A 13,234-nucleotide genomic window follows, 5' to 3' on the forward strand; every position below is an offset into this window, starting at 1 on the left:
TTGGTGTAGAAAAGTAGTTTGTTTTATTTGTGGGTGCTTAGCTCAGTTTGGTAGAGCGTCGCCCTTACAAGGCGGATGTCGCGGGTTCGAGTCCCCCAGCACCCATCGTCTTTAGAAAACTAAATGCAAATTATGTAAGCAAAGTAGTTAGAGAGATCTGCGTTGTTGTTTTACCATCTGCTTCTTCTTTGTTTTGTAAGGAGTGGTAGTTCAGTTGGTTAGAATACCGGCCTGTCACGTCGGGGGTCGCGGGTTCGAGTCCCGTCCACTCCGTTGTACTGCAATTACTGGTTTTTGGTAGAAAAGGAAAAGTTGTTGGCTCGACGACGTCCATTGATAGCTGGAAATTGGAAAATGTATGGAACTTCCAAAACTGTTTCTGAGTTATTGGAAGGGCTGAGGCGTGGATGTAATCGCATAACAACGGCAGAGTTAGCTGTTTTTCCTCCTTATGTTTTTATTCCACAATGTAAGAATGTACTGATGAAAACCCAAATATCTTGGGGAGCTCAAGATATTTCCCAATATGAAGATGGAGCGTATACAGGTGAAGTGTCGGGAAAAATGTTGCGAGATTTTTTTTGTCGTTATGTTATTGTTGGTCATTCTGAAAGGCGTAAGCTGTGCAATGAGAAAAACGAAACTGTAGCTAAAAAAGTAAGGAAATCTTTAGAAAGTGGAATTTCCCCAATACTTTGTGTTGGGGAAACTGAGGAACAGTATAAAAAGAAAAATACTACAGAAGCCATTCATAAACAACTTGCAGTTGTGTTGCGCATGCATAATAATCAGATCTCATTAAACGGTATTGTCATTGCTTATGAACCAGTGTGGGCTATTGGAACTGGTAAAATTCTTCCTCCTATTCAAGTGGAGAAGATCCATGCTGCTATTCGGAAACAATTAATGCAATATGATATTATGTTAGCCAGAAGTACTCGAATTTTGTATGGTGGTAGTGTAAAACCAGAGAATGCAAAAGATTTATTTAAAGTATCAAATGTTGACGGTGCTTTAGTGGGAAGTGCTTCTTTACTGGCAGAACAATTTTTGAGAATAGGGGAACAATGCAATTAATTATATTAATCATGCACGTGTTTTTTGCGGTCTGTTTAGTTGGGTTAGTATTACTGCAACATGGCGGGGGAACAGATACTACTAGTTCTGCTTTTGGTGCAGGTATTTCTTCTAACACTATGTTTGGAAGTACGGGAATGTCGTCCTTTCTTGTAAAAGTGACTGTTATATTAGCAGCTGCTTTTTTTTGTACAAGTATTGGGTTGAGTTATATGGCATCACGCCATGTAAGTACAGGAAATAAACGTTCTTCTGTTATCTTGCTACCTGGTAATAATAAGACAGGAAATTTGTGATGCTTTTGATTCTCTAAAAATTCTGAATATAGGGTAAATAGAGAGTATCTTTGCTTTATAGAAAAAGGTGGTACATTATATAAACGAGCGGCCGAAGTGGTGGAATTGGTAGACACGCTGTCTTGAGGGGGCAGTGGGAGAGAATACCCATGTCGGTTCGAGTCCGACCTTCGGCACTGTGGGTTTATTATTATAATTATTTAGTGTACATTCAGCACTTATAGGGATTAGAGTAATTTTTTAAAATTGTATAAAGCAGAGTGAATTAATAGTCGAATGTTGATGAATTATTTTTCAATTCTAGTATTTATTGGAATGAGCGCTTTTGTTGGGGCGCTAGCTTTAATTATAGGTTGGATTTTAGGACCTCGACGACCGTATAGAGATAAATTATCCCCTTATGAGTGTGGTTTTGAAATTTTTCAAGACGCTCGCTTACCTTTCGACGTTCGTTTCTATTTAGTGGCTATTCTTTTTATTATTTTTGATTCAGAAACTGCTTTTTTACTTTCATGGGCTGTTGTTTTGAGACATATTAGTCATCTGGGATTTTTAGCGATGATAGTTTTTTTGATTATTTTAACAGTTGGGTTTATTTATGAATGGAAGCGCGGAGCTTTAGAATGGAAATAAATAATGAAGAAATGATTAAACAGAAAGGGTTTTTTCTTACATCGATAGACGATTTAGTTCAGTGGGCTCGTAGTAGTTCTTTATGGCCTATGACGTTTGGACTTGCATGCTGCGCGATTGAAATGATGCAATGTGCTTCTTCTCGCTACGATTTAGATCGATTTGGAGCGGGTTTGTTTCGTCCAAGTCCTCGTCAATCTGATGTGATGATAGTAGCGGGCACGTTGTGCAACAAGATGGCTCCTGCATTGCGTAAAGTCTATGATCAGATGGCTGAGCCCCGATGGGTAATTTCCATGGGTTCTTGTGCAAATGGAGGAGGATATTATCACTATTCCTACTCAGTAGTACGTGGTTGTGATCGTATTGTACCGGTTGATGTGTATGTACCAGGCTGTCCTCCTACAGCGGAAGCTTTACTTTACGGTATTATACAGTTGAAAAACAAAGTTCGACATCAAAGTGTATTCAAAAGAAAAGATTTTAAGAATAAGAAGGGAAAATGTCTAATAGAAAAATTTTAATTGAAACCCTTAAAAATCGCTTCTCAGTTCTTATAAAGAATGTAGACAATGAATCTGATATCCCTACAATAGAATTACTTCCCGCTTCTCTTCTTGAAGTGTGTACGGCTTTGCGAAAGGAATTGAACTTTCATTTCGAGATATTATCAGATGTGTGTGGTGTAGACTATTTACAATATGGTATCAGTGAATGGCGTACTGAAAAAACAGCGAATACAGGATTTTCTCGTGGTGTTCAAAAGAATATGAACAAGAGAGTAAGTTGCTGGAAATCGCGCTTTGCTGTCGTCTACCATTTATTATCGTTACGTCATAATTATCGATTAAGATTAAGAGTTTATATTAATAGTGATCCTCCAAGAGTGCCTTCTATAGTTAAGGTATGGGACGCAGCGAATTGGTATGAGAGAGAAGCTTTTGATTTATTTGGGATCGTGTTTGATGGTCATCCTGATTTAAGACGATTGTTGACCGATTATGGTTTTATAGGTCATCCATTTCGTAAGGATTTCCCACTGATTGGAGAAGTTGAGCTGCGCTACGATGCAGCGCAACAGCGCTGTGTTTATGAATCTGTAAGTATTCAACCGAGAGTATTAGTACCAAAAGTCATTCGCTCTGATAATCGATATTATAAGGAAAAAAAGAGTTGATGAGGTATGCCGCAGATTCGTAATTTTACTTTTAATTTTGGACCACAACACCCTGCAGCTCATGGTGTATTGAGGCTTATTATCGAAGTAGATGGTGAAGTGATTCAACGTGTGGATCCTCATATTGGCTTACTGCATCGTGCTACAGAAAAGTTAGCAGAAAGCAAACCTTATAATCAAATAATTGGATATATGGACCGTTTGGACTACGTGTCGGCTATGTCTAATGAACATGGGTATGTGTTGGCAATTGAAAAATTACTGAAAATCGAACCACCCATTCGTGCGAAATATATTCGAACGCTATTCGATGAAATCACTCGTATATTAAATCACTTGTTATGGTTAGGTGCTCATGCATTAGATATGGGGGCAATGACTGTTTTTCTTTATTGTTTTCGTGAACGAGAAGATCTAATGGATTGTTATGAAGCTGTGTCTGGTGCGAGAATGCATGCTACTTATTACCGTCCAGGTGGTGTTTATCGTGATTTACCAGATAGTATGCCAAAATATAAGCCCTCGTATTGGCATAACAAAAAAGAAGTCAAAAAATTAAATGAGGCTCGAGAAGGCTCTTTGTTAGATTTTATTTGGAGTTTTACTGAGAAATTTCCTAAATTAGTGGATGAATATGAGACATTGTTAACAGATAATCGCATTTGGAAACAGCGTACCGTAGATATTGGAGTTGTTTCCCCGGAACGGGCTTTGCAATTGGGTTTTACTGGACCGATGCTACGTGCATCTGGAATCGCATGGGATCTTAGAAAAAAACAACCCTATGCAGCTTATGATCAAATGGATTTTGATATCCCTATTGGGAGTAAAGGTGATTGTTATGACCGTTATTTGGTACGTGTTGAAGAAATGCGTCAATCAAACCGCATTATTCGTCAATGTGTAAATTGGCTGCGTAAAAATTACGGCCCTGTAATGATAGACGACCAAAAAATTGTTTCACCGAAACGTGAGGTTATGAAACGCGATATGGAAGCATTAATTCATCATTTTAAATTATTTACTGAAGGTTATGTTGTTCCCAAAGGGGAGGCTTATGCGGCCGTAGAGCAACCAAAAGGCGAATTTGGAGTGTATCTCATCTCTGATGGGGCTAATAAGCCGTATCGCATTAAGGTACGAGCAGCAAGTTTTCCTCATTTAGCTGCAATAAACGAAATGTGTCAAGGACATATGATTTCTGACTTGGTTGCCATTATTTCGAGTATTGATATCGTTTTCGGCGAGATAGATCGTTGATGAAAAAAGAAAATAATCCGATTCTTTCTATTGTTGGTGAAGTAATAAACAACGAAATTGATTGCTGGATAGCAAAATATCCAAGCGATCAAAAACGCTCAGCTATTGTACCGGTGTTATTATTTTTACAAAAACAGAATGGTGGATGGTTGAGTGAAGTGTTGATGAATGCTGCGTCAGATTATTTACAATTACCGAAAATATGGATTTATGAAGTGGTTACTTTTTATGATATGTTTAACTTAAAACCGATTGGTAAACATAAAATTGGAATTTGTCAGAATCTATCCTGTTTTTTACGTGGAAGTGATATAATTGCCTCATGCATTAAAAAACGTTTGTCAATCGATTTTGACGAGACTACTCCAGACGGTTTATTTACTTTGAAAAGTGTAGAGTGTTTAGCCGCCTGTGGAGGAGCTCCTGTATGTCAAGTCAATGATCGTGAATATCATGAAAATCTAACACCAGAAAAGATATTACTTATAATTGAAACATTGAAAAATGAATCAAAAATCAATACTGCGTAATATGGTTTGTTATCGCACTTTGCATTTACCTGAGCCTTGGACGTTGGAATCGTATAGAAAGATTGGGGGTTATAAAGTGCTACAAAGACTACTTAAAGAAAAAACACCGTCTGAAAAGATTATTAATGAAATTAAAATATCTTGCCTACGTGGTAGAGGGGGTGCTGGATTTTTGACAGGACTAAAATGGGAGTTTTTTCCACGTAATAATCAAAAAGAAAAATACGTTATTTGTAATTCTGACGAAAGCGAACCTGGAACGTTTAAGGATCGCGATATTTTACGATTTAATCCTCATCAAGTATTAGAAGGGATAGCAATTTCTTGTTATACACTTGGGGTAAAGATTGGTTATAATTTTTTACGTGGTGAATTTTGGGAGCCTTTTAATCGGTGCGAACAAGCGTTATTAGAAGCGAGAAATGCTGGGCTAATTGGAAAGAATGTTTTGAATTCAGGAATTGATATTGAGATCTATAATCACCGTAGTGCTGGTGCATATGTTTGTGGTGAAGAAACGGCACTCATAAATTCTTTAGAAGGGAAACGAGGATGGCCTAGGTTTAAACCTCCTTTTCCAGCTAATTCTGGTTTGTATGGATGTCCAAGCATTATCAATAATACGGAGACCTTTGCTTCTATACCAGTGATTTTAGAAAAAGGGGGGAAATGGTTTGCTGATTTGGGAGTATTACAAAATGGTGGAACCAAAATTTTTTCCGTAAGTGGACATGTGATAAAACCAGGAAATTACGAAGTACCTTTGGGTACTCCGTTTGCTGATCTATTAGAGTTAGCTGGAGGTATGTTAGGTGGTAGTGAATTAAAGGCAGTAATTCCTGGAGGTAGTTCAATGCCTGTATTACCAGCACATATTATGATGAAGGTCGTTATGAGTTTTGATGGAATCATAGAAGCAGGATCTATGCTAGGTTCAGGTGGAGTGATTATCATGAATCAATCTACTTGTATGGTGCAGATATTGGAACGTATTTCTAAATTTTATATGCGTGAGTCTTGCGGGCAATGCACACCTTGTCGAGAAGGCACAGGATGGATCTATCGCTTGGTTTATCAAATTGAAAGAGGGGAAGGAACAAAGAGGGATTTAATGCAACTTGGCCGAGTGGCGAAAGGTATTGCAGGTCGCACTATTTGTGCTTTTGGAGAAGCAGCTTCATGGCCTGTTAGTGGAATGCTTAGGCATTTTTATGATGAGTTTTTATATCATATACAACATGGAAAATGTATGGTGTGAAATATAAGGATTTACTAAGACGCAATAGATAGATGTATGGTTGAACTTGAAATAGACAATAAAAAGACGATAGTAGAAACAGGAATTTCTCTTATAGAAGCCGCAGAAAAGATGGGAATTTATATACCACGTTTTTGTTATCATAAAAAATTATCTATTGCAGCTAACTGTAGAATGTGTTTGGTTGAAGTGGAAGGATCCCAAAAATTGCTTCCTGCATGTGCAGTTCCAGTTATCACTGGTATGAAGGTGTTTACTAGGACTGAAAAAACTATAGAGTCTCAACGTTTTATAATGGAACTCTTCTTGATTAATCACCCGTTGGATTGTCCTATCTGTGATCAAGGGGGTGAGTGTGAATTACAAGACTTAGCAATGGGTTTTGGTGGATCACACTCCAGTTATGAAGAAGAAGTGAAGCGAGTTGTATTTAGCGAAAATATTAGTCCTTTAATTGAGACTGATATTACTCGTTGCATCCAGTGTACTCGTTGTGTGCGATTTGGAGAAGAAATTGCTGGACTTCCTGAGCTTGGCGTAATCAATCGTGGCGAGAAGGTTTCAATATCAACTTATATTAAAAATTTCTTGATATCCGAATTGTCTGGAAATATTATCGACATTTGCCCTGTGGGCGCATTGACAGATAAACCAGCTCGATATCGGGGGCGAGGGTGGGAATTACATGAAATTCCTACTATAGCGCCTCATGATTGTGTAGGTAGTAATATTTTTTTACACAGTCGGCACAAAGATACTGCTTCTCAATGTGACATTATGCGTTCTGTTCCTCGTGAAAACGAAGAAGTAAATGAAGTTTGGATAAGCGATCGCGATCGCTTTAGCCATTGTGGGCTCTATCACTCATCACGTATTTATCAACCTAAAATAAAAAAGGAGCAGAGATGGATAACAGTTTCATGGGAAGAAGCTTTTCAAATTATTAAGGATCGCACGCAAGTTATCATTAAGAAAAATGGAGTGGATCAGTTAGGAGGACTTTTATCATCCAGCGCTTCGATTGAAGAACTTTACTTGTTTCAAAAATGGTTGAGAGGATTAGGAAGTTTTAATATTGATCACAGAGTACGTTGGCAGGATTTTCGTGATCAAGATAAATTTTCGACTTTTCCTAGCTTAGGAATTTCTATTGCTGAAATTGAAAAATTAGATGCTGTTTTATTAATCGGATCTAACATTCGTTTTGAGCAACCATTAATTAGTCACAGAATTAATAAGGCTTGCCATAAAAGAATTAAGGTATTAGCTATTAATCCTATGGACTTTCCTTTCATTTTTTCTGTGGAGGAAAAAATCATTGTTTCGCCTAAAGAACTACCAAATGCTTTAGCTCAAGTTGCTAAAGTGTTAGGAGCTAATTTCATAACTCCTAAAATTATAGGGAATTTTTTTTCAGAAGAGGAATCGAAAGCGAAAACAATTGCGGACATTTTAAAGAAGTCTGAAAAAGTTGCTATTTTGTTAGGAGAACATGCGTTACATCATGAGAATGCTTCTATTATTAGAGCGCTTGCTCAATTTATTGGACAAAAGAGTGGAGCGAGTGTTGGATTTCTTACCGAAGGAGCAAATAGTGCTGGAGCTTGGTTAGTAGGCGCAATACCCCATCGAGGGCCCGCAGGTAAACAATTAATTAAGATGGGACTTGATGCAAAAGCAATGCTTATGGAACGACATTTAAAAGCCTATTTTATATTAAATTTAGAGCTTGATTTGGATGCTGCTTACCCTGCGGCAGCTATGAAAGCGTTAAGAAATGCTGAATTTGTTGTTTCTTTGGTAACATTTACTAATCCAGCAATGGAAAATTATTCGGATATTATACTACCTGTGGCGCCTTTTTCTGAGACAGAAGGAACTTTTGTGAATGTTGAGGGTCGCCTGCAATCTTTTTCAGCAGCAAGTATACCTGAAAGAAGTTCACAGGTTGGATGGAAGATATTAAGAGTACTTGGTAATTATTTTGAATTATCAGGTTTTGATTATAGAACAATTCAGGATATACGTCACGAAATCTCTTTAGTTGTTCCAGAACTTGTATGGAATATAGAGAAGAAAATCGAAATGCAACATTCATATTTTACACTGGATACTGAATATACTTTTAGGTTTCAGAAGGAAAATTTTAAATTAACGCGTTTGGCGCCATGGCCAATGGTTCGAATAGATAACTTAGTTCGTCGCTCAAAACCATTGCAAGAAATTTTGAAAAACCAAGTGCCTCTTGCTGTAGGACTTAATAGTGAAACAGCTTCTAAATTAGGATTTAAAGAAGAAGATAGGATTGCAGTTATTCAAAATGATAGTCGTATTATTTTACCTTTGGTGATAGAGCATCGTTTAGCGAACAACACAGTATTTTTAGCGTCAGGTTTAGATCAAACAGCTGGCTTTGGTCAAGCAGAAACGGAAATTATATTAGAAAAAATTTAAAAAGAATTAGGTAAGCAAATCACGGTGTATTAATGACATTAGTTTCAATAATTATTAAAATCTTTATTATCTTAGTTGCATTAATGTGTTCAGCCGCTTTTTTGACATTTGCCGAACGAAAAGTTATTGGTTATATGCAGTCCCGAATAGGGCCAAATCGTACAGGATTTTTGGGATTTGCACAACCTATTGCAGATTCTCTTAAACTGTTTTTAAAAGAAATAATTATTCCTTCTTCTTCGAATAAATACCTTTATATTATCGCGCCGATATTATCACTAATACCTGCTCTGATTTCTTGGGCAGTTATTCCAATCTCTAAGGAGTGGGTATTGGCTAATATAAATGCAGGGTTATTATTTTTATTCTCTACGACTTCTTTAGGAGTGTACGGAATTATAATTGCTGGTTGGGCGTCAAATTCTAAATATGCTTTTTTTGGAGCACTACGTTCAGCAGCTCAAATGATTTCTTATGAAATTCCAATGGGTTTTACTCTCGTCGGTGTCCTTATTATAGCAGGAACCATGAATTTGAAAGACATTATTTTGCAGCAATCAGGAGGGATATGGCATTGGTTTTGGTTACCGTTGCTTCCATTATTTATAGTATATTGGATAACGGCAGTAGCAGAAACAAATCGCATTCCTTTTGATGTATCAGAAGGAGAATCTGAAATTGTTGCAGGTTTTCATGTAGAATATTCCGGAATTTTTTTTGCCCTCTTCTTCTTGACAGAATATGTCAATATGATGCTAGCAGGAGGGACTGCGACTATTATTTTTTTAGGTGGTTGGCTGTCCCCTTTTCAAGGCATACCAATTTTAGATGCCTTTTTTGCCCGGGTGCCGGGTGTGATATGGTTTTCACTTAAATTGTCTGTTTTTATTTTTATTTATTTTTGGATGAGAGCAACATTTCCTCGATATCGTTATGATCAAATTATGCATTTATGCTGGAAAATGTTAATACCTATAACATTAGCATGGATAATCGTATTGGGATTTTTGGTAAAATGTTAATGCTGCAATCTCTGTTAATGCGTTTTAAGAAAGTTATTAAACGCTTTACTCTTTTAGAACTTTTTAAAAGTCTTTTTATAACCTTGCGTTATTTTTATAGCAAGAAAGTCACTATTCATTATCCGGAAGAAGAAGTTCCTAGATCATTCCGTTTTCGGGGTATGCTTGCGTTACGACGTTATTCAAATGGAGAAGAGCGTTGCATTGCTTGCAAATTATGCGAAGCTGTTTGTCCGGCTTTGGCCATTACAATTGAAGCATCTCCTCGTGCAAGAGACGGTTCTCGAAGGACGACAATTTATAATATTGATGCATTCAAATGCATTTATTGTGGATTTTGTGAGGAGGCGTGTCCTGTTGATGCTATTGTATTGACAAAAGAAATGCATTATAGCATTAAAAATCGTGGTGAAAACATTTTGACAAAAGAGAAATTATTAATGATTGGAAATATGTACGAGAAAAAAATTTCAGAGCGTCTTAAGAAAGATAGAAAATACAAATAACAATGCTTAATATACGATCTGTGATTGTGCCTCGTAATATAAAAAGAAAATTTTTTAATGTTAAATGAATATAAGAACATTTAGTGTTGATTAGGTGTTTTGATTAAAAGTAAGTATTTTCGCAATGTATGAAGTCGTATTTTTCGTTTTTTCAATTATATTAATTACTGCTGCAGTTATGGTAATTACGTTACGAAATTCGGTGTATGCTGCGCTTTTTCTTGTACTCCTGTTTTTTTCTAGTGCTGTTCTATGGATAATGATGCAAGCTGAATTTTTAGCTCTGGTGTTAATTTTTATTTATGTTGGTGCAGTCACGACTTTATTTTTATTTATTGTAATGATGCTAAACGTTACTTTTTCTAAAAAACAAGAAAAATTTGTAAGATTTTTCCCTTTTGCTTTGATGACAATTTTATTATTAGTCGTCACAATGATTACAATAATCAACTCTCGATATTCTGGAACTTATTCCATTGTTCCATTTTCTCGTGTTCCCAGCAATTTTAGTAATGTTAAAATTATAGGTACTCTTTTGTACACTAATTATCTTTATCCGTTTGAAATCGCTGCTATTATACTACTTGTTGCTACTATCTCGGCAGTTGCGTTAGCGTTGCATGATCGAGAAAAATGCAATACTAAGGTACAGAGAGTTTCTGAACAACTTCAAGTTACAAAACTGAATCGCTTACGAATAATAAAAATGGAAGCAGAAAAAGATAGATAGATGATTCCTTTAAGCTATATTTTAACAGTGAGTGCTATTTTATTTAGTCTAGGTTTTGCGGGAATTATTATTAATCGTAAAAATTTAATTGTATTGTTGATGTGTACCGAAATGATTCTATTAGCAGTAGATACCAATTTTATTGCTTTTGCTCAATATTTAGGAGAAATGTCTGGAGAATTGTTTGCCCTTTTTATTTTAACTGTATCAGCAGCTGAATCCGCTATTGGTTTAGCCATTTTAGTTTTATTATATCGACTTCGTGGTAGCATTAGCATTGATGTCGTGAAGAGTTTAAAAGGTTAATAAAGAGAAGGAGCTTGTAGTGATGATGATCAAAACTCTAACTTTACTTACCGTGTTGGCGCCTTTACTTGGATGTTTAATTTCTGGATTAGGTGGTAAGTACATTGGTCGAAGAGGAGTACATTGGGTCACCATTGGTTTAGTAACTGTATCTTTTCTAAGCGCTATCTGGATATTTGTATTAGCATTTGTCATTGGAATCCACTACTATGGCACGCTTTATACTTGGGGTATCAGCGGTAAAGTTCACTTTAATATCGGATTTATGGTGGATCCATTAGCTGCTATTATGATGTTAATTACTACTTTTATTTCTTTGGTAGTGTACGTATACAGCACTGGCTATATGGTCAATGATTCTGGTTACCAACGCTTTTTTTCTTATATGTCAATGTTTACATTTTTTATGTTGATGTTGGTGACAGCCAACAATTTCTTTCAATTATTTTTTAGTTGGGAAGGAGTAGGATTAGTTTCTTATTTATTAATTGGTTTTTGGTTTGAAAAAGAAGAAGCAGCATCTGGTGGTTTAAAGGCTTTTTTAATTAACCGATTAGGAGACTTTGGATTTATCCTTGGTGTTGCTGCTATTTTTGATTATTGTGGAAGTCTTGATTATCATGTCGTATTTTTAAAAGCTCATGAAATTTCACAAGAGACAATAAGTATTTTTCCAGGTGTACATTGTTCTATCCTTACAATGATTTGTATTTTTCTTTTTTTTGGCGCTGTTGGAAAATCCGCTCAAATGCCTTTACATGTGTGGCTACCGGAATCGATGGAAGGGCCTACTCCTATTTCAGCTTTAATTCATGCGGCAACAATGGTAACGGCTGGTGTTTTTTTAGTTGTTCGTACTGCTCCCCTTTTTGAGTTATCACAAATAGCTTTAAGCATAGTTTTAATTATTGGAGCTACGACAGCGCTTTTTACAGGTTTATTAGCTTTTATTGAGTTCGACGTCAAACGTGTCATTGCCTTCTCTACGATGTCTCAGCTGGGTTATATGATGGTAGCCGATGGGGTGTCTGCCTATTCAGCAGGAATTTTCCATTTATTGACACATGCTGTTTTTAAGGCTTTATTGTTTTTATCTGCGGGATCGGTCATTTTTGCTTTACATCACGAGCGGGATATGCGTAAAATGGGAAATCTGCGAAAACATTTGCCTATAACTTATATAACATTTCTAATTGGGATTTTATCTTTATCAGCTATTCCTCCGTTTTCTGGGTTTTATTCTAAGGACATTATTATAGAAGCAGTGTCCCATTCTGCTGTTCCAGGAGCCGGATATGCTTATCTTTGTTTACTTTTAGGCACTTTTGCCACGAGTTACTATATCTTTCGTACTTTTTTTCTAATCTTTCATACTTCAGAACGCATAGCGCCAGAATTCAAACCCATTAAAGAAGTTTCACCAAGTATGTATAGTGTTCAATGGATTTTAAGTATTGTGTCGGGATTATTAGGCGCGGCTCTTGTTCATTGGATACTCTATAAGTCTAATGTGTTATTAGATTCCAGTATTAGAATTTTGCCTCAACACGATGTCTTGCAAGCAGTACGATTCGAATTTCATAATATTTATTATATGACCTATCATTATGTTGTTACATTTCCGTTTTGGAGTTCTATCTTAGGAATTTTTTCTGCTTGGATGACAACGATAGTGCAACCGTGTATTCCAAGATTATTAGTGCAACGCTTGTCTTGGTTATATCAAATATTAACAGTCAAATATGGATTCGATATGTTGAATCGGTTTATTTTTATTCGAGGTGGACAAGGGTTAGCTAATTTTTTCTTTCAAGTAGGCGACTTAAAAATACTAGATTATTTCGTTGTGGGTAGTGTGTGGAGAAATTCGGTTCGAATGGCGAAATTAGTTCGTCGATTGCAATCTGGTTACCTATATCACTATGTTTTTGTAATGATTTTAGGTTTATTAATCTTTTTAATTTGGTTAAACTTTTTATAAATAG

At 36.2% G+C, this 13,234-nt stretch carries 14 protein-coding genes and 3 tRNA genes; all 17 read left to right on the forward strand.

The window, feature by feature from the left end; genetic code table 11:
• The first annotated feature begins 31 nt into the window (after positions 1-31).
• The 17 genes from Z664_RS00660 to nuoL all read left to right on the forward strand — a co-directional run bounded on the left by Z664_RS00660 (position 32) and on the right by nuoL (position 13,230).
• Positions 32-105 (forward strand) — tRNA-Val (locus tag Z664_RS00660).
• A gap of 94 nt (positions 106-199) precedes the next feature.
• Positions 200-273 (forward strand) — tRNA-Asp (locus tag Z664_RS00665).
• On the forward strand, positions 274-1,077 hold the full coding sequence (gene tpiA / locus Z664_RS00670; RefSeq protein WP_230206114.1) for a triose-phosphate isomerase: 804 nt from the start codon (positions 274-276) through the stop codon (positions 1,075-1,077). It abuts the tRNA gene before it with no gap.
• Positions 1,068-1,373 carry a preprotein translocase subunit SecG gene (gene secG / locus Z664_RS00675; RefSeq protein WP_052246309.1) on the forward strand — a complete coding sequence of 102 codons (306 nt, stop codon included), beginning with the start codon at positions 1,068-1,070 and terminating at the stop codon, positions 1,371-1,373. Before tpiA ends, secG begins: the two co-directional genes overlap by 10 nt.
• A 90-nt stretch (positions 1,374-1,463) precedes the next feature.
• Positions 1,464-1,549, forward strand: a tRNA-Leu gene (locus Z664_RS00680).
• Positions 1,550-1,649: 100 nt separating this feature from the next.
• Positions 1,650-2,006 (forward strand): NADH-quinone oxidoreductase subunit A, encoded by a 357-nt coding sequence (gene ndhC, locus Z664_RS00685; protein WP_039669828.1) that lies wholly within the window; start codon positions 1,650-1,652, stop codon positions 2,004-2,006.
• Positions 1,997-2,530: a NuoB/complex I 20 kDa subunit family protein gene (locus tag Z664_RS00690; RefSeq protein ID WP_052246310.1), complete on the forward strand. Its 534-nt coding sequence runs from the start codon at positions 1,997-1,999 to the stop codon at positions 2,528-2,530. Before ndhC ends, Z664_RS00690 begins: the two co-directional genes overlap by 10 nt.
• A complete protein-coding gene (locus Z664_RS00695) occupies positions 2,509-3,183 on the forward strand; it encodes an NADH-quinone oxidoreductase subunit C (RefSeq protein ID WP_039669829.1) in 675 nt (224 codons plus the stop codon). Before Z664_RS00690 ends, Z664_RS00695 begins: the two co-directional genes overlap by 22 nt.
• A gap of 6 nt (positions 3,184-3,189) precedes the next feature.
• Positions 3,190-4,443 carry an NADH-quinone oxidoreductase subunit D gene (locus tag Z664_RS00700; protein ID WP_039669830.1) on the forward strand — a complete coding sequence of 418 codons (1,254 nt, stop codon included), beginning with the start codon at positions 3,190-3,192 and terminating at the stop codon, positions 4,441-4,443.
• Positions 4,443-4,973 carry an NADH-quinone oxidoreductase subunit NuoE family protein gene (locus Z664_RS00705; RefSeq protein WP_039669831.1) on the forward strand — a complete coding sequence of 177 codons (531 nt, stop codon included), beginning with the start codon at positions 4,443-4,445 and terminating at the stop codon, positions 4,971-4,973. The genes Z664_RS00700 and Z664_RS00705 overlap by 1 nt, the downstream gene beginning before the upstream one ends.
• Positions 4,963-6,231 (forward strand): NADH-quinone oxidoreductase subunit NuoF, encoded by a 1,269-nt coding sequence (nuoF, locus tag Z664_RS00710; protein ID WP_084588745.1) that lies wholly within the window; start codon positions 4,963-4,965, stop codon positions 6,229-6,231. Before Z664_RS00705 ends, nuoF begins: the two co-directional genes overlap by 11 nt.
• A 36-nt stretch (positions 6,232-6,267) precedes the next feature.
• Entirely contained in the window at positions 6,268-8,685 is a 2,418-nt protein-coding gene (gene nuoG, locus Z664_RS00715; RefSeq protein ID WP_039669833.1) for an NADH-quinone oxidoreductase subunit NuoG, read from the forward strand.
• Positions 8,686-8,717: 32 nt separating this feature from the next.
• Entirely contained in the window at positions 8,718-9,707 is a 990-nt protein-coding gene (nuoH, locus tag Z664_RS00720) for an NADH-quinone oxidoreductase subunit NuoH (RefSeq protein WP_039669834.1), read from the forward strand.
• Positions 9,707-10,213 (forward strand): NADH-quinone oxidoreductase subunit NuoI, encoded by a 507-nt coding sequence (nuoI, locus tag Z664_RS00725; RefSeq protein ID WP_084588746.1) that lies wholly within the window; start codon positions 9,707-9,709, stop codon positions 10,211-10,213. Before nuoH ends, nuoI begins: the two co-directional genes overlap by 1 nt.
• A gap of 115 nt (positions 10,214-10,328) precedes the next feature.
• Positions 10,329-10,943, forward strand: a complete 615-nt coding sequence (locus tag Z664_RS00730; protein ID WP_052246311.1) for an NADH-quinone oxidoreductase subunit J — start codon at positions 10,329-10,331, stop codon at positions 10,941-10,943.
• Complete coding sequence (gene nuoK, locus Z664_RS00735; RefSeq protein WP_039669836.1) at positions 10,944-11,249, forward strand: NADH-quinone oxidoreductase subunit NuoK; 306 nt, start codon at positions 10,944-10,946, stop codon at positions 11,247-11,249.
• Between the two features lie 22 nt (positions 11,250-11,271).
• On the forward strand, positions 11,272-13,230 hold the full coding sequence (nuoL, locus tag Z664_RS00740) for an NADH-quinone oxidoreductase subunit L (protein WP_039669837.1): 1,959 nt from the start codon (positions 11,272-11,274) through the stop codon (positions 13,228-13,230).
• The last annotated feature ends 4 nt before the right edge of the window (positions 13,231-13,234 follow it).

The sequence above is a fragment of the Coxiella endosymbiont of Amblyomma americanum genome (genome assembly GCF_000815025.1).
Taxonomy (GTDB): Bacteria; Pseudomonadota; Gammaproteobacteria; order Coxiellales; family Coxiellaceae; genus Coxiella.